The sequence below is a fragment of the Sphingomonas sp. M6A6_1c genome (assembly GCF_053345135.1).
Genome location: NZ_JBKEZO010000001.1, coordinates 313699 through 330158, shown reverse-complemented (window position 1 = coordinate 330158; position 16460 = coordinate 313699). Strand labels below are relative to the sequence as shown.

Below are 16460 nucleotides of genomic sequence, written 5' to 3'. Positions count from 1 at the left end.
GAATGGAAACGATCCCCCGCCATCGTTTCCGTTAAGGTGTCCATCTTGTCCATGTCGTCCAACACGCCGCACCGCATTTGCGAGCGCTTAGCCCTTGTCGCCACCCGCCCGCTTCGGCACAGCCGCACCTTTCCGCAGGCAATGGGCGGACATACGGGGATCAGGATGACCGGTAATCGCGTATTCGCCAGCATCGCGCTGGCTCTGGCCCTCAGCGCGTGCGGCGGCCGCGTCGTGCCGCTCGGCACCGACACCCCGCCACCGCGCCAGCCGGGCCGGCAGCCGACCAGCCAGCCCGGCCGCCCGGCACCCCGCCCGAGCGGCCCCGGCCAGCAGATCGCCAGTGGCCGCAGCTTCGACGGACGCATCCAGGGGGCGACGCCCCTGCTCGCCGCGCCCGTCGTTGCCAATCCCGGCTCGACGACTGCCGCCACCGCCGGCATCGTCCCCGGCCCGAACCTCGCGACGCTGCCGATCACCGAGGCGCAGGCCGAGGCGGCGCGGCAGGCGTTCCTCACCAGTTGCCCGGGCCTGATGCGCCGCACCGACGCGTCCGGCCTCACCCGCGGCACCGACTGGCAGGCGGCCTGCGCCGCCGCCGCCGGCGTGCTGCGCGGCGGCGCGCGGGCCTTCTTCGCCGGCTATTTCGAAACGGTACAGGTCGGCGACGGCAAGGCCTTTGCCACCGGCTATTACGAGCCGGAGATCGCCGCCTCGCGCGATCGCCGCGCCGGTTACACCGTGCCGATCTACGCTCGTCCTAACGACCTGATCGACGTCGATCTCGGCAAGTTCAGCGATGCGCTGAAAGGCAAGAAGATCCGCGGCCGCGTTCAGGGCAGCACTTTCGTACCCTATTACGACCGCGCCGCGATCGACACCGGCGTGCTCGACGGCAAGGCGCCGGTGTTCGCCTGGGGCGCCGACGAGGCGTCGGTGTTCTTCCTCCAGATCCAGGGGTCGGGCCGGCTGCGCCTGCCCAACGGCGAGATCATGCGCGTCGGCTACGATACGCAGAACGGCCGCGACTATACCGGCATCGGCGCGTTGATGAAGGCGCGCGGGCTGCTCCAGCCCGGCCAGACCTCGATGCAGGGCATCGTCGCCTGGCTCCGCGCCCATCCCGAGGAAGGTCGCGCGATCATGGCGGAGAACAAGAGCTTCGTCTTCTTCCGCGAACTCGACACGCCGCCGGTCGGCGCGATGGGCTATGTCGTCAATGGCGGGGTCAGCGCCGCCGCCGACGTCAAATACGTGCCGCTCGGCGCGCCGGTGTTCCTGTCGATGGACCGGCAGGACGCCAGCGGCCTGTGGGTGGCGCAGGATACCGGGGGTGCGATCAAGGGCGCCAACCGCTTCGATACCTTCTGGGGTGCGGGCGCGGTGGCGGAGGCGACCGCGGGCGGCATGGCGGCGCGCGGCACCGCCTTCCTGCTGCTGCCGATCGGCACGCTCGCGCGTACGCAGCCGCAACGCTACATCCCCGATCCGTCGGTTTATGGGACAGCGGCCGGTGCGCCAGCTCAACCCTGACGAGGCCGATCTCTGGGCGCGCGTGATGGCGACGGTGAAGCCGCTGCGCGCGGTCGCCGCGCCCGCGCGCCCGGCGCCCGCCCCGGCCGCGCCGGCGCCGCCCAAGGCGACCAAGCCGTCGAAGGCGCTGACCCGCGCGATGGCGGTCCGCCCGTCGCCGGCCAAACCCGTCGCCGCGCCGCCCCCGCCGCGCCAGAACACGCTCGACGGCAGCTGGGACAAAAGGCTGACCCGCGGCATCGTCAGCCCCGACAGCTCGATCGATCTCCATGGCCATACCTTGAGCTCGGCGCATGCGATGCTCGACGACGGCCTGTCGCGCGCGATCGCCCGCGGGGACCGCGTCCTGCTGCTGGTTACGGGCAAGCCGCCCCGCCCGGAAAGCGAGCGCCCCCACGCCAGGGGCGCGATCCGCGCCGCGATCGCCGACTGGCTCGCGGCGTCGCGCCACGCCGATGCGATCGCCGCGGTCAGGGGCGCCCACCCGCGCCACGGCGGTCAGGGGGCGCTGTACATCGTGCTGCGGCGTGGGAAGACCTAGAGCTGGGCGACCCGTCCGATGACATCGGCATAGACCGCCGTCAGCGTTTCCAGATCCCTTACCGCGACCGCCTCGTCGACCTGATGCATCGTCGCATTGACCAGCCCGAATTCGACGGTCGGGCACAGCCGCGACAGGAAGCGCGCATCCGACGTGCCGCCCGAGGTCGACAGCTCGGCGACCAACCCGGTCTGCGCCTCGATCGCCGCGCTCACCACCGCGGTCCACGGCCCCGGCGCGGTGAGGAACGCCTCGCCCGACACCTTGCCGGTCACCACCGCGCCCGGCGCATGTTCCTGCACCAGCGCGGTCACCCGCTCGACCAGTTCGTCGCCGCGCTGTCCGTCGTTGAAGCGGATGTTGACGCGCGCCTCGGCCCGCGCCGGGATGACGTTGTGCGCAGGATTGCCGACCGCGATATCGGTGATCTCCAGGTTCGACGGCTGGAACCAGTCGTTGCCGTGGTCGAGCCCCATGTCCTGCAACGCCGCCAGCGCCTTGGCGAGCTTGCCCGCCGGATTGTCGGCGAGATGCGGATAGGCGACATGGCCCTGCCGCCCCGCCACGACGATCCAGATATTGACCGAGCCGCGCCGGCCGATCTTCACCATGTCGCCGAGCTGGCGCACCGAGGTCGGCTCGCCGACGAGGCACAGGTCAGGCGCGATGCCGCGCGCCGCCATCCGCTCGATCAGCGCCGGGGTGCCGAACGTCGCCGGCCCTTCCTCGTCGCCGGTGACGAGCAGGCTCAGCGTCGGTCCGCTCGCGTGCGCCGCCGCGGCGACGAAGGCGGCGACCGCGCCCTTCATGTCGACCGCGCCGCGCCCGTAGAGCAGATCGCCGCGCACCTCGCCCGACCACGGCGAGCCGGTCCAGCCCGCGCCCGGCGGCACCACGTCGACATGGCCGGCGAAGGCGAGATGCTGTCCTGCGCCCGCGCGCACCGCGATCAGATTCTCGACCGGCCCGTCCGGCGCCTCGCCGACGACGAACCGATCGACGTCGAAGCCGGCCGCGACCAGCGCCGCGTCGAGGACGTCGAACACCGCGCCGCGCGCCGGCGTGACGCTCTCCGCCCGCAGCAGCGCCTGCGCCAGCGCGACGACATCGGTCACGCGGGTTGCTGCTCGTATTGCTGGATCACCCAATCCTCTTCCTGTGCGCCGGCGATCCAGTCCTGCATGAACGGATGGCGGACCACCGCATCGATGTAACCGGTGGCGAAGCGCGCGATCGGCAGCTGGTAGGTGATGATCCGGGTCACCACCGGCGCATACATGATGTCCGCCGCGCCGAACTGGCCGAACAGGAAGTCGCCGTCGCCACCGAAGCGGGCGCGCGCCTGCGCCCACAATTCCATGATCCGCGCGAGATCGGCGAGCACGTCGTCGTCGGGGCGCCTGGCCGGGAAGACCTGGCGGATGTTCATCGCATGTTTGCGACGCAGCGCGGTGAAGCTCGAATGCATCTCCGCCGCCATCGACCGTGCCATCGCGCGCGCAGCCTCGTCGGCGGGCCAGAAGCGCTCGCGGCCGACCTTGTCGGCGAGATAGTCGACGATGGCGAGACTGTCCCACACCACCGCCGCGCCGTCCCACAGGATCGGCACCTTGCCCGACGATGGCGCGAATTCGGCGCCCTCGCGGCGGCGGTCCCATTCCGCGTCGTAGAGCGGCACGACGACCTCCTCGAACGGAAGCGCCGATTGCTTGCACGCCAGCCAGCCGCGCAGCGACCAGCTCGAATAGGCCTTGTTGCCGATGATGAGCTTCATGGCCAAGGGACTAGCCGGGGGCGGGCGACGGGTCCAGCCGTTGGTGCGCCCGCCGACATGGACAAGTTGGACACCTTAATGGAAACGATCGCGCCCGATCGTTTCCATTCCTGTGCCAATGGGGTGGTGCGGCGCGGCGAGCGGGTCATGCCGGGCGCTATGCCCGGCAGGCAGGCAATAGGACAGGGGGCCGCCATTCGGCGAGCAATCGCAACGTATAGCCGCGACCGCCGACCAACAGCGGTGTGACCCGACCGGTCAGCCCACCGCTTCCAGCACCGCGGCGCGCAGTTCGGCGATTCCCATACCGCCCTCGCTCGACGTCGCGAGGATGTCGGGGTGCGCCGCCGGTCGCTTGCGCGCCTCTGCCGCGACGCTGTCCATCACGTCGGCGAGTTCGGTCGCCTTGACCTTGTCCGCCTTGGTGAGGACGAGGCGATAGCTCACCGCCGCCTTGTCGAGCATCTCGAGGATCTCGCGATCGACATCCTTGATGCCGTGCCGCGAATCGATCAGCACCAGCGCGCGCTTCAACGTATCGCGCCCGCGCAGGAAGTCGTTGACCAGGAAGCGCCATTTCTTGACGACATCCTTGGGCGCCTTGGCGAAGCCATAGCCGGGCATGTCGACCAGCCGGAAGGCGAGCGGCAGGCCGACATCGAAGAAGTTCAGCTCCTGCGTCCGCCCCGGCGTGTTCGAGGTGCGGGCGAGACCGTTGCGCCCGGTCAGCGCGTTGAGCAGCGACGACTTTCCGACGTTGGAGCGACCGGCGAACGCCACCTCCGGCACCACCGGCGCCGGCAGATGTTCGAGCGCGGGCGCCGATTTGAGGAAGCTCACCGGACCCGCGAAGGTCTTGCGCGCATGCTCGATCAGCTCGGCCGAGAAGCCCTCGTCTTCGGGGATGGCGACATCCTCGCTCACTTTGCGGCCGCGATCTTGAGGCCGGGGTGCCGCGCATACAGGATGCGCTGCTGCAGGATCGCGAGGAAGTTCGAGGCGATCCAATAGACCTGCAGGCCGACGGGATAGCTCGCCATCACGAACATCAGCACCCAGGGGATGATCGCGAACACCTGCTTCTGCGTGTCGTCCATCGGCGCCGGGTTCAGCTTGAACTGGAAGTACATCGAGATGCCGAGGATGATCGGCACGACGCCGATCGCGATCATGTGCGGCGGGGTGAAGTGCAGATAGCCGAACAGGTTGAGCGGGGTCAGCGGATCGGGCGCGGACAGATCCTTGATCCACGCGACGAACGGCTGGTGCCGCATCTCGATCGTCAGCATCAGCACCTTGTAGAGCGCGTAGAAGATCGGGATCTGGATCAGCGTCGGCAGGCAGCCCGCGACGGGATTGACCTTCTCCGTCTTGTAGAGCGCCATCACCTCCTGCTGCATGCGCGGCTTGTCGTCCTTGTAGCGCTCCTGGATCGCCTTCATCTTCGGCTGGATCGCGCGCATCTTGGCCATGCTGGCGAACTGGCGCTGCGCGATCGGGAACATCAGGCCGCGGATCGTGAAGGTCAGCAGAATGATCGCGAGGCCGAAATTTCCGACCATGCGGAACAGCCAGTCGAGATAGGTGAAGATCGGCTTTTCGACGATCTCGAACCATCCCCAGTCGATCGCCTTGTCGAGCTTGGCGACGCCAGCGTCATTCTCGTAATGCTGGAGTGCCTTCACCTCCTTGGCACCGGCGAAGAAGCGGCTGGTCTGGGTCAGCGCGCGGCCGGCGGGGAGCAGCTTCGGCGCGAAGGCGTAATCCGCCTGATAGGCGGTGTTGGCGCCGGCCCGGAACTGGCCGTCGAACTGTGCCGCCTGATCGGGGACGAGCGCGGTCAGCCAATATTTGTCGGTAAAGCCGAGCCAGCCGCCGGTCGTCGTGAACTTCTCGGGCGCCTTGTCGAGGTCCTTGAACTTGGTGCCGTAATCGGCGCCGCCGCCATGGACCGACATCGGGCCGGTGTGGATCTGCCAGGTGCCGGGGTCCTTCGACACGCCGACGCGGCTGACATAGCCGTACGGCGCGACCGGCACCGGCGCGGTGCCGGCGTTCTGCACCGTCTGCTTGACGGTGAACATATATTGGTCGTCGACCGACAGCTCGATCGCGAACCGCTGGCCGGTCGCATTGGCGGCGGTCAGCGTGACCGGGCGACCCGGCGCGAGCAACTGCGACGAGGCGGTCCAGACCGCGTCGGCGGCGGGCGGCTTCAGCCCGTCGTCGCGCCAGCCGAAGCCGGCGAAATAGGCCTCGGGCGCGCCGGCGGGGGAGAGCAGCCGGATCGGCTGCGCATCCTTGGCGATCGTTTCCTTGTACTTGACCAGCACGAGGTCGTCGATCCGCGCGCCCTTGAGGTTGATCGAGCCCTGCAGCGTCGGCGTGCTGATGCGTACGCGCGGCGATTCGCCGAGCACCGCCTGCCGGCTGCGCGTGGCGGCGGGTGCGTCCGCGGTGGGATCGGCGGTCTTGGTCGTCACCGGCACCGACTTGCCGTTGACGATCTTCGTCACCGGCGGGTTGGCCACGGGGAAGAACTTGCCCTGGATCAGCGGCCAGGCGAACAGGATCACCGCCGCGAAGACCGCGAACAGGATGAAATTCTGGCGTTCTTTGTTCAAAATACAGCCCCGTAGCTCAAGGGACGGGATCGGGTCCGTACCCGCCCCAGGGATGGCAGCGCGCAATCCGCTTCGCCGCCAGCCATCCGCCCTTGGCGGCGCCATAGCGGCGAAGCGCGGTGATTGCATAGGCCGAACAGGAGGGTTGATAGCGGCACGAGGATGGCAGGATCAGCGACGGCCCCAATTGCCAGCCGCGCGCGATCCAGATGAGGAGCTGCGCGATCATCGGCGGGCTTTACGCGGTCCGCGCGGCCGCGACGGCGAATCCTCGCCGCGTGCTACCTTGCCCAGCGCCTTAGCGAATTCGGCTTTCAACAGGCCATGGTCGCGCTCGATGCCGCCGTCGCGGCCGATCAGCACGTGATCCGCGCCGCGAATGCCGCCCGCGGGCAACAGCTCGCGCGCCAACGCCCGCAACCGCCGTTTCATGCGGTTCCGGACGACGGCGTTGCCGATCTTCTTGGTGACGGTGAAGCCGACGCGGATCGCCGGGTCGCCATCGCCGCGGTCGTGCACCAGCAGGACGAATCCCGGCATCGGTGCGCGTTTCCCCGCATTGGCCGCGAGGAAGTCGCGGCGCAACGTCAGCGTGCGTATATCGGCTGAACCGACGGTCGCCGGTTTGTCGGCATCGCCGACGGTCGCCGGTTTGCCGGCATCGCCGACGGTCGCAACCCTGTCGGCTGCGCCGAAGGGGGTCCGGACATCGGCAGGACCGACGTCCGGCACCGGACTTACGCCGACAGCTTCTTGCGGCCACGCGCGCGGCGCGCGTGGATCACCGCACGGCCGCCGACCGTGGCCATCCGGGCGCGGAAGCCGTGGCGACGTGCACGCACCAGATTGCTCGGCTGAAAGGTCCGCTTCATGATTCATTCCCTGATCGTCTGAATAGAAAAGGGCCGCCACGCGGACGGCCTTGATGGGGCGCGCTTAGCCAGACGGGGGGCGGAAGTCAACGCAAGGGCGGGGTTTCGATGCGTCATGCCGGGTGAGATAGGCAGCGTGTGTTATCCTGGCAAGACGGCTCCGATCGCCGCACGCGCACCGTCCGCGCCGGAACGCCGCTATGGTGTAGCCAAAGGGGTTAGACATGGCGGCGATCGTCCAGACGGTGGCGTATCTCGGACTGGAGGCACGCGGGGTCGAGGTACAGGTGCAACTCATCCCGGGCATACCGGCCTTCTACGTCGTCGGGCTCGGCGACAAGGCGGTGGCGGAAAGCCGCGAACGCGTGCGCGCGGCGATCTCCGCGCTCGGCCTTGCGCTGCCGCCCAAGCGGATCGTCGTCAACCTGTCGCCCGCCGATCTGCCCAAGGAGGGCTCGCACTTCGATCTGCCGATCGCGCTCGCCTTGCTCGGGGCGATGGCGGTGATCGATGTCGAGCATCTCGCCGACTATGTCGTCGTCGGCGAACTCGGCCTCGACGGGCGGATCGCGCCATCCCCGGGCGTGCTGCTCGCCGCGATGCACGCGAGCGCGGAGGGCAGGGGGCTGGTCTGTCCCGCCGCACAAGGGGCAGAGGCGGCCTGGGCGGGCTCGATCGAGGTGCTCGCCGCGCCCGACCTTCTCGCCCTCATCAACCATTTCAAGGGCCATGGCCTGCTCGCCGCACCGGTCGCCGGCGAGGTCGAGCCGATCGGCCACGGCCCCGATCTGCGTCAGGTGAAGGGGCAGGAGGTCGCCAAGCGCGCGTTGGAGATCGCCGCCGCCGGTGGCCACAATTTGCTGATGGTCGGGCCGCCCGGCGCCGGCAAGTCGTTGATGGCATCGTGCCTGCCCGGCATCCTGCCGCCGCTCGATGCCGCGGAAGCGCTGGAGGTGTCGATGGTCCAGTCGGTCGCGGGGACGCTCGCGGGCGGACGCCTGACCCGCAACCGGCCGTTCCGCAGCCCGCATCACAGCGCCTCGATGGCGGCCTTGACCGGTGGCGGGCTCAAGGTGAAGCCGGGCGAGGTCAGCCTCGCGCATCTCGGCGTGCTGTTCCTCGACGAACTGCCCGAATTCCAGCGCGCGGTGCTCGATTCGCTGCGCCAGCCGCTCGAAGCCGGGATCGTCAGCGTCGCGCGCGCCAACGCGCACGTCACCTTCCCGGCGCGTGTCCAGTTGATCGCGGCGATGAACCCGTGTCGCTGCGGCCATCTCGGCGATGCGAGTCTCGCCTGCGCCCGCGCGCCGCGCTGCGCCGCCGATTATCAGGCCAAGGTGTCGGGACCGCTGCTCGACCGTATCGACCTGCACGTCGACGTCGCCGCCGTGACCGCCGTCGATCTCATCCTGCCGCCGCCGGTGGAAGGCTCGGCGGAGGTCGCGGTGCGGGTCGCCGCCGCCCGCGCGATCCAGCGCGAACGCTATGCGCAGGAGGCGATCCGCACCAACGCCGAAGCCGACGGCGCGTTGCTCGACCGCGTCGCCACGCCGGACGACGCCGGCCGCCGTCTGCTCGCCCAGGCGGCGGAGGCGATGCGGCTGTCTGCCCGCGGCTATACCCGCATCCTCCGCGTCGCACGGACCATCGCCGATCTCGCGGATGCCCGGGCCGTCACCCGCGTCCACATCGCGGAAGCGCTGAGCTACCGCCGTCGCGCGCCGATCAATTGACCGCGGCGGCCAGCCCGGGTGCCGCGTCGCGATGGAGCATCAACTCCAGACACTGGCTGAGGAGTGCGGCAATGAGGCAATCCCCGGTGGCGTCGGCCTGTTGCAGCGCGCGCGTCACCTTTTGCTCCAACGTATCCTGCTCGACCATCATGCCAGTCGCACCATCTGTAAGCGGAGCGTGCAATCCAGCATGGCTGGCGACCCGACCGCAACGACATGGATCAGCATAACGGGCATTAGTGCGCGCCCAAGGCGCTTGCGATCGCATCGCCAACCGGCTACCGGCACTTGCCTCATCGCCGGGTGGCGGGTTCGCGGACACGGTCCGGAGAGCGCCACGGGCGACGAGCAGAGCCGCAACCGGGCCGGTTGCCCGCGACGCCTTCGGGTGCCGCGGACGATGGTCGGATCGGCGGCTCCGTGCGGGTGTGGTGAAATTGGTAGACGCGCGGGACTCAAAATCCCGTTCCGCAAGGAGTGTCGGTTCGAGCCCGACCACCCGCACCATATATGTCAGCTTCTACGTCGCGCGGCGTGGGTATCGGCGCCCCGATCCCCCGTCCCGTTGCCGGGCGGGGGGCCGTGACGGAAGGCGTCGTTCAAAAGTCCTTGCGCAGCAGCAGTCCACCGTAACGGCGGTCGTCGCGCGGTACGAAGCGGACGGTGCCGGCGAAGGTCCCCGGCGCGAGGAAGCTGGCGTAGGACGTGTCGGTGATGTTCTTGACATAGGCGCGCAATTGCCAACCGTCGCCGGGGCGGACGAGCGCGACGCTGGCGTTCCAGATCGCATAGGCCGGCTGGATCGTATTCGCCGTCTCGCTGAGCGAATATTGCACCTTGCTGCTGTAGGTCACGTCGCTCTGCACTTCGAACGACAAGGCGTCGGACAGCGCGAAGCGATAGGCGGCAGTCTCGTACAATTTGATGCGCGGTGCGTAGGGCAGCGGCTGCCCGTCGACGTTGCAGCTGACCGGCGCGCCCGGCGGGCAGAGGAAGTCGCGTACCTTGGCATCGGTAAAGGCGCCCGACAGATCGACGGTGAAGCCCTTGACCGGTCGCAGCGTCACGTCCGCCTCGACACCGCGCGAGCGCACCGAGCCGGCGTTGATCAGCCGCGTCACCTGCGCGCCATTGACCACGTCGGCGAAATTCGCCTGATAGCCGTCGAACGTCGTCGTATACGCCGCGAGGCTGTAGCTGAGCGTGCGGTCGGCGGTGCTGCCCTTCAGCCCGATCTCGAACGACTTCGACGTCTCCGGGCTCAGCGGCAATTCGTCGAGCGGGGTGGTGGCGTTGAGCGAGCGCATGTTGAAATAGACGTTGTACGCCGGCCCCTTATAGCCCCGCGAATAGGTGAAATAGGTCTGCGCATGGTCGCCGAGGTCGAGCTGCAGGCCGAGACGATAGCTGTCGCCGCGCCGGGCGGTGCTGCCCTGCGCCCGGTGATAGGCGCGGATGCCGGGGCGATCGAGCGCCGGTGCGCCGCTGTCGGTCGGATCGGCGGACGAGGTGCGCAGATGGTAGAAGGACAGATCGTCCCAGGTCGAGCGATAGCCGGCGATGCCGCGGAACGCCTTGGTGAAGTTGATGTTCGCCTCGCCGAATAGCGCGTAATTGTCGTCGGTGATGCCGTAATCGGCGACGCCGCTCGTCGTCGTCTGCACCGTGCCGGCGAGCGTCGTCAGCGTACGGGCGTAGACTTCGTCGGTCTTGGCGTGGAGGTAGTAGGCGCCGACGACATAGTCGATCAGCCCGCCGCGCGGCGAGGCGAGGCGCAGCTCCTGCGAGACTTGCCTGCTGTCGACGCGGCCGTCGTCGATCCCCTGCGGGAAGGCGGCGGTGAGCGTCGGCAGGCCGTCGTAATCCTGCTGCTGATGGTTGAGCCACTGCCGCCATGCGGTGATCGAGGTGACGCGATAGTCGCCCAGCGACAGTTCGGCGGTCAGCGAGACGCCGTAATTTTCGTCGCGGACGTTGGTGTCGATGTTGGTCGCCGCGACGCGATTGGTCGCGGACGGCCGCACCCCGGCGTCGGCGAGCACCGCGGCGAGCGGCGCCGACACGCTGACGATCCCGGTGGGATAAGCGACCTGCCGCGTCGAGGCATAGACCGGCGCGACCGTCTCATAGGTGTTGAGGTAATCGCCGATCAGCGTTAGCTTGAGCGCGTCGACCGGAATCGCGACCAATTTGCCGCGCACGCCGTAACGCTGCGAGCCGTTGGTGTCGTTGCCGGTGGTCGCGTTGCGCGTGTTGCCGTCGAAGTCGCTGTAGAGGCCGCCGATCAACGCCTGGAGCTTGCCCGGCACGATCGCTCCCGACACGCCCGCCTTGATGCGATATTCCTGATCGGTCGTCGCACCCGCTTCGCCGAAGGCGTGGACGTCGTCGGTGGGGTTGCGCGTGACGATGTTGACGACGCCCGCCGAGGCGTTCTTGCCGAACAGCGTCCCCTGCGGGCCGCGCAGCACCTCGATCCGCTCGACCTCGCCGAGATCGAGCGTCGACTGGCCGGGCCGGGTGAGCACGACGCCGTCGAGCACGGTCGACACCGACGGCTCGACGCCGGGGGAGGTGGCGATCGTGCCGATGCCGCGGATGAAGATCGTCCGGTCCTTGTTCGACGCGCCGCTGCGGAACCCGACCGAGGGGATCGCCGCGCTGATCGTCTCGACCGTGTTCAACTGCCGCTCGGCGAGCGAGCTGCCGCTGATCGCGGTGATCGCGATCGGTACCTGCTGCAGGCTTTCGTTGCGGAAGCGCGCGGTGACGACGATATCGCGATCGTCCTGCGCATCGGCCGGCGCGTCGTTCACGGGCGCCGGCGCCGACGCGGGCGCCTCCTGGGCGAAGGCGGGCAGCGCGGCGGACAGGCAGGTGGTGGCGAGCAGCGCGAACAAACGGTTGGCGTTCATCAAATTCCCCTTTGGCCGCGCGACCTTATAATCCATCTGTGCGCTGGGGTATAAAGAAGCATCGCGGTCGCCGACAGCGCGGCTTTACACCGCGTCTCCGGTCGTGCCCTCCAGCGGCTGCAGGCGGGGCAGCAGCAATTGGATCCATCCGAGCGCGGCGAGATAGGCGACGCTCGCGAACAGCAGTAGCGGCAGATAGCCGAGCCCCCCCGCCAGCGTCAGTCCGGCGACCTTGGCGATGCCGATGCCGCCGACGTTGCCGCAGAACGACCCGAAAGCGGTGACCCGCCCGACCCGGTGCTGCGGCACGATGTCGGCGATCAGCGCGAACAAATTGGTCGAGAAGGCCTGATGCCCGGCGAGCGCCAGCGCCATCAGCGCGATCGCCAGCGCGTAATCGTGGATGAGCAGCGCGAACGGGATCGGCACCACCGCCAGCGCCGCGACCAGCATTATGCCCTTGCGCACCCGGTCCACCGCATGGCCCGCGCCGAGCAGCCGTGTTGACACGCTGCCGCCGAGCAGCGACCCCACCGCCGCGCCGCCATAAGCGATGGCGAGCGGCACGCCGAGCGCGACGCCCGAGAGCCCGAACTGGCGATGGAAGAAGTCGGGCAGCCAGAACAACAGCAGCCACCAGGTCGCGTCCGACAGGATCTTGGCGCCCGCCACCGCCCAGGTCCGGCGGTCGCGCAGGATCGGCCCATCGAGCGCCGCCAGCGGCGTCGCCGTGGCGGGCCGATGCGGCGTGAAGCGCACGCCGCGCGCCGCGATCAGCCAGCCGCCCGCCCACACCAGCCCGAAGAGCCCGGCAGCGACGAACGTCCCGCGCCAGCCGAACGCCAGCGCCACCGCGGGGATCGCCAGCGGGGCGAGGATCGCGCCGAGGCTGCTCGCCGCATTGGTGGCGCCGAAGCCGGTCGACCGCCAGCGCGGCGACAGCACCGCGGCGACGGTCTTGGCGCCGGTCGGCGTCCCCATTGCTTCGGTCGCGCCGAGCGCGATCCGCACCGCGGTGAACTGTCCGATGGTCAATGCCCAGCCGTGCAGCAACGCGGCGACGCTCCACGCCGCGACGCCCGCCGGATTGGCCCATTTGACGCCGAGCCGGTCGGCGATCCAGCCGCTGAACAGGAAACCGACCGCCGCGCCGGTCTGGAACCAGGCGGCGAGCGTGCCGTAATCGTCGTCGCTCCAGCCGAGCTCGGCGGCGATCGTCGGCTTGAGCACCGCGATGATCTGGCGATCGACCAGATTGAGCACGCCCGCGGTGATCACCAGCGCGAACAGCAACCCACGATGGCGCGCGCTCAGCTCGCCGACCGTCCTCAACGCCATGGTCCCTTCATGCGCCCGACCATGTGCCGGTCGCGGCGGGGTGGCGAGGGAGTTTTTCTAAACCGCCCTGTGCCGCCGTCCGCACGCGTCCGCTGTCGGCCAAGTGGTTGAGATACTCCCGATGATCGATACCGGCCGCTTGGGATGAGGTTGCACGAGATGAAATTTCGGTAGCGCTTGTTCTGGCGCAATACGGTTTGCGAAAGCCTTCAACGCATCCACCAAACTATACTAGCAATATGATGAAATGCTGCGGCATGCGGCACGTCGGGGTGGGCTGATCATTCATATGAATATCAAGGAAAAATGCAGGATAGCAGGATTATCGGCGATAGCGCTGGTGCTGTTCTGCGGCATCGTCGCCGGGTTCGAGATTGACACGATCCGTATCGGTGGCCCGATCGCGCGGCAAAATCAGGAGATTAGCGACCTCGACGCGGACATTCTGCCGCCCCCCGCCTATATCATCGAGCCCTTCCTCGACGCGACGCTCCTCGCGCGCGACCCCGCTTCGCTGCCCCGCGGCCAGGCGTCGCTCGCCCGCGCCGAACAGGCGTTCCGCGCCAGCGTCGCCCGCTGGAAGGCATCGTCGCTGTCGGAGCCGGCGATCCGGCAGCCGCTCGATCGCGCGGTGCAGGATGCCGAGCTGTTCTGGGACGAACTCGATCACGTCATGCTGCCCGCGGTCCGGCGTGGCGACACCGCGGCGACGCAGGCCAGCTACGCGCGGCTGGCGGCGCTCTATGCCACCCATCGGCAGCATATCGACCAACTCGTCGTCGCCACCGCCAAGGTCCAGCAGGCGCTTGCCGAGCACGGCCAGCGCCAACTCGCCAGAACGGTCGCCCTGCTGGTGGCGATCGGCCTGATCCTCGTCGCGCTGACCGCGGCGGCGCTCGCCTATCTGCTCCGTCGCGTGCTGCGGCCGATCGGGGATACCGCGGATGCGATGCGCCGCATGGCGGATGGTGACCTCACACTCTCCCTCACCGGCGGCGAGCGCACCGACGAGATCGGCACGATGGTCGCCGCGGTCGAGGTGTTCCGCGAAGCGGCGCAGGCGCAGGTGGCCAACGCCCGCAAGCAGGAGACCGTCGTCCACGAACTGACCAAGGCGCTCGGCGATCTCGGCGATGGCGATCTCAGCTACCGGATCGGCGACGCGCTGCCCGACGAATATGGTACATTGGCGCGCTCGTTCGATGCCGCGATGGAACGACTGTCGCAGACGCTGGGCCGCGTCGCCGAATCCGCGACGCGGGTGAAGGTCGCGACGGTCGAGTTGCGCAGCGCCTCGGACGACCTTTCGCAGCGTACCGAGCAGCAGGCGGCGGCGCTCGAACAGACCGCGGCGGCGGTCCACGAGATCACCTCCGCGGTCAGCGAGGCGGCGAATGGCGCGAACCGGACCGATACGATCGTCCGCGGCGTCCGCCGCGAGACCGAGGAATCGGGGGCGATCGTCCGTCGCGCGGTCGAGGCAATGGGCGCGATCGAGCGGTCGTCCAATGAGATATCGGAGATCATCTCGGTCATCGACGGCATCGCCTTCCAGACCAATCTGCTCGCGCTCAACGCCGGCGTCGAGGCGGCCCGCGCGGGCGACGCCGGCCGCGGCTTCGCCGTCGTCGCGTCCGAGGTGCGGGCGCTCGCGCAGCGGTCGGCGGATGCCGCGCGCGACGTCAAGGGCCGCATCCTCGCCTCTGGCGCGCTGGTGCAGGACGGCGTCGGTCTCGTGACCGACACCGGCCGCACGCTCGACAGCATCTTCGTCAGGATCGGCGAGGTCAGCGATCTCGTCTCCGGCATCGCGCGCTCGTCGGAACAGCAGGCGAGGGGGCTCAGCCAGGTCAATGTCGCGGTCGGCGAGATGGACGGCATGACCCAGCAGAATGCGGCGATGGTCGAACAGGCGACCGCGGCGGCGCGCGAACTGGCCGGCGAGGCGGATGCGCTGGCGCAGGATGTCGACGGGTTCAAGCTCGGTGCCACGCCGTCTTCCCCCGGACCGGTGCGCGACGCGCGTGCCTCCCAGCTGGCGCTGGTCCATCCCGGCACCGACAATCCGTCGCTCGCCGCCAGTTGACCGATCGCCCCCCTCTGCGGAGCACGCCGGCTTGTCGGTGAAACGCTAAGAGAAAATCTCCGCCGCAAGCGACATGTGATATTGTAACCTTTCGCCGGCCGGCCTAGATGGGCGGCAGCAATGACGCATCAGACGCATTCTGTACGCCGCTTCGGCTGGGCCTGGCTCGATCGCGCCGCGATCGCGCTGTCGGGCCTGTGCGTCGTCCACTGCCTCGCGAGCGCGGTGCTGCTGGCGATGCTGTCGGCGGCGGGCGGGCTGCTGCTCAACCCGATCTTTCATGAGATCGGCCTGACGATCGCCATCTTCCTCGGTGCGGTCGCGCTCGGTCGCGGCGTCTGGGATCATGGCTATGTCATGCCGGCGTCGATGGGCGCCTTTGGGCTCGGCATCATGGCCGGCGCAATGACCTTGCCGCACGAAGGCGGCGGTGGCGCCGAGACCTTGTGGACGGTGATCGGCGTCGGGTTGCTCGCCTTCGGGCACGATCTCAACCGCCGCGCCGTCATCTGACGCGGCTTGTGATCGCGGTCGCCGCCACCTAAGTCCCGCTCATGGCATCCCACGCGCATCACGATCATCACGAGCCGCAGGGCGCCGATCTCACCAAGGCCGCGCGGGCGACGCTGGAGAAGTCCGGCGAGCAATGGACGCAGATGCGCGCCAACGTCTTCGCCGCACTCGTCGGTTTCACCAAGCCGGCCAGCGCCTATGATATCGCGGAGGCGATGTCGAAGAGCGAGGGCCGCCGCGTCGCCGCCAACAGCATCTACCGCATCCTCGACGTGTTCGTGGCCGCCAACCTGGCGCGGAAGGTCGAAAGCTCAAATGCTTACGTGGCCAACGCGCATCCCGATTGCCTGCACGACTGCATCTTTCTCGTGTGCGATTCGTGTGGACAAACCGTGCATCTCGACGACGACACGGTCACACGCGGTGTCAGGAATGCCGCGCAAGCCGTTGGTTTTGCTCCAATTCGTCCCGTGATCGAGGTGCGCGGCAAGTGTGCCGACTGCGCCTGAAGTTGCGCGCGCCGACAATCGA

The 16460-nt window shown here is 68.7% G+C and carries 16 protein-coding genes and 1 tRNA gene; 7 read left to right on the top strand and 10 right to left on the bottom strand.

From position 1 onward, the window contains the following. Positions 1-165 precede the first annotated feature (165 nt). Together mltA and ACLBWH_RS01465 are read left to right on the top strand one after the other, a co-directional pair. On the top strand, positions 166-1533 hold the full coding sequence (gene mltA / locus ACLBWH_RS01470; protein WP_447796249.1) for a murein transglycosylase A: 1368 nt from the start codon (positions 166-168) through the stop codon (positions 1531-1533). Continuing rightward, on the top strand, positions 1499-2074 hold the full coding sequence (locus ACLBWH_RS01465) for a Smr/MutS family protein (protein ID WP_447796247.1): 576 nt from the start codon (positions 1499-1501) through the stop codon (positions 2072-2074). The genes mltA and ACLBWH_RS01465 overlap by 35 nt, the downstream gene beginning before the upstream one ends. Here the strand turns inward: ACLBWH_RS01465 and dapE are convergent. From dapE to rpmH, 7 genes are all read right to left on the bottom strand, one after another. Beyond that, positions 2071-3189 carry a succinyl-diaminopimelate desuccinylase gene (gene dapE / locus ACLBWH_RS01460; RefSeq protein ID WP_322849130.1) on the bottom strand — a complete coding sequence of 373 codons (1119 nt, stop codon included), beginning with the start codon at positions 3187-3189 and terminating at the stop codon, positions 2071-2073. The two genes, ACLBWH_RS01465 and dapE, sit on opposite strands and share 4 nt — an antisense overlap. After that, positions 3186-3848 carry a glutathione S-transferase family protein gene (locus tag ACLBWH_RS01455; protein ID WP_447796245.1) on the bottom strand — a complete coding sequence of 221 codons (663 nt, stop codon included), beginning with the start codon at positions 3846-3848 and terminating at the stop codon, positions 3186-3188. Before ACLBWH_RS01455 ends, dapE begins: the two co-directional genes overlap by 4 nt. Before the next feature lie 258 nt (positions 3849-4106). Then, positions 4107-4772, bottom strand: coding sequence for a ribosome biogenesis GTP-binding protein YihA/YsxC (yihA, locus tag ACLBWH_RS01450; protein ID WP_322849132.1), 666 nt, complete (start codon positions 4770-4772; stop codon positions 4107-4109). Beyond that, positions 4769-6472, bottom strand: a complete 1704-nt coding sequence (gene yidC, locus ACLBWH_RS01445) for a membrane protein insertase YidC (RefSeq protein ID WP_447796242.1) — start codon at positions 6470-6472, stop codon at positions 4769-4771. Before yidC ends, yihA begins: the two co-directional genes overlap by 4 nt. 16 nt (positions 6473-6488) lie before the next feature. After that, a complete protein-coding gene (yidD, locus tag ACLBWH_RS01440) occupies positions 6489-6701 on the bottom strand; it encodes a membrane protein insertion efficiency factor YidD (RefSeq protein ID WP_322849134.1) in 213 nt (70 codons plus the stop codon). Further along, entirely contained in the window at positions 6698-7204 is a 507-nt protein-coding gene (rnpA, locus tag ACLBWH_RS01435) for a ribonuclease P protein component (RefSeq protein ID WP_447796240.1), read from the bottom strand. The genes yidD and rnpA overlap by 4 nt, the downstream gene beginning before the upstream one ends. Before the next feature lie 5 nt (positions 7205-7209). Further along, entirely contained in the window at positions 7210-7344 is a 135-nt protein-coding gene (gene rpmH / locus ACLBWH_RS01430; protein WP_031393806.1) for a 50S ribosomal protein L34, read from the bottom strand. Positions 7345-7568: 224 nt separating this feature from the next. On the opposite strand from rpmH, the gene ACLBWH_RS01425 reads away from it, so the two are divergent. Beyond that, positions 7569-9077, top strand: coding sequence for a YifB family Mg chelatase-like AAA ATPase (locus ACLBWH_RS01425; protein ID WP_447796238.1), 1509 nt, complete (start codon positions 7569-7571; stop codon positions 9075-9077). Here the strand turns inward: ACLBWH_RS01425 and ACLBWH_RS01420 are convergent. Then, positions 9070-9228 carry a hypothetical protein gene (locus ACLBWH_RS01420; RefSeq protein WP_322849137.1) on the bottom strand — a complete coding sequence of 53 codons (159 nt, stop codon included), beginning with the start codon at positions 9226-9228 and terminating at the stop codon, positions 9070-9072. The genes ACLBWH_RS01425 and ACLBWH_RS01420 overlap by 8 nt on opposite strands. Before the next feature lie 271 nt (positions 9229-9499). Between ACLBWH_RS01420 and ACLBWH_RS01415 the strand changes: the two genes are divergently transcribed. Next, positions 9500-9584: transfer RNA gene (locus tag ACLBWH_RS01415), tRNA-Leu, on the top strand. A gap of 92 nt (positions 9585-9676) precedes the next feature. Here the strand turns inward: ACLBWH_RS01415 and ACLBWH_RS01410 are convergent. Then, positions 9677-11992 carry a TonB-dependent receptor gene (locus ACLBWH_RS01410; protein WP_447796237.1) on the bottom strand — a complete coding sequence of 772 codons (2316 nt, stop codon included), beginning with the start codon at positions 11990-11992 and terminating at the stop codon, positions 9677-9679. A gap of 84 nt (positions 11993-12076) precedes the next feature. Then, a complete protein-coding gene (locus tag ACLBWH_RS01405) occupies positions 12077-13330 on the bottom strand; it encodes an MFS transporter (RefSeq protein WP_447796235.1) in 1254 nt (417 codons plus the stop codon). 289 nt (positions 13331-13619) lie between these two features. Between ACLBWH_RS01405 and ACLBWH_RS01400 the strand changes: the two genes are divergently transcribed. The 3 genes from ACLBWH_RS01400 to ACLBWH_RS01390 all read left to right on the top strand — a co-directional run bounded on the left by ACLBWH_RS01400 (position 13620) and on the right by ACLBWH_RS01390 (position 16438). Beyond that, positions 13620-15416 carry a methyl-accepting chemotaxis protein gene (locus ACLBWH_RS01400; protein ID WP_447796233.1) on the top strand — a complete coding sequence of 599 codons (1797 nt, stop codon included), beginning with the start codon at positions 13620-13622 and terminating at the stop codon, positions 15414-15416. Between the two features lie 120 nt (positions 15417-15536). Continuing rightward, the gene (locus ACLBWH_RS01395) at positions 15537-15929 is read left to right on the top strand and encodes a MerC domain-containing protein (RefSeq protein WP_322849141.1); all 393 of its coding nucleotides are present in this window, start codon (positions 15537-15539) and stop codon (positions 15927-15929) included. A 41-nt stretch (positions 15930-15970) separates the two neighbouring features. Continuing rightward, positions 15971-16438 carry a Fur family transcriptional regulator gene (locus tag ACLBWH_RS01390; protein ID WP_447796231.1) on the top strand — a complete coding sequence of 156 codons (468 nt, stop codon included), beginning with the start codon at positions 15971-15973 and terminating at the stop codon, positions 16436-16438. Positions 16439-16460 lie beyond the last annotated feature (22 nt).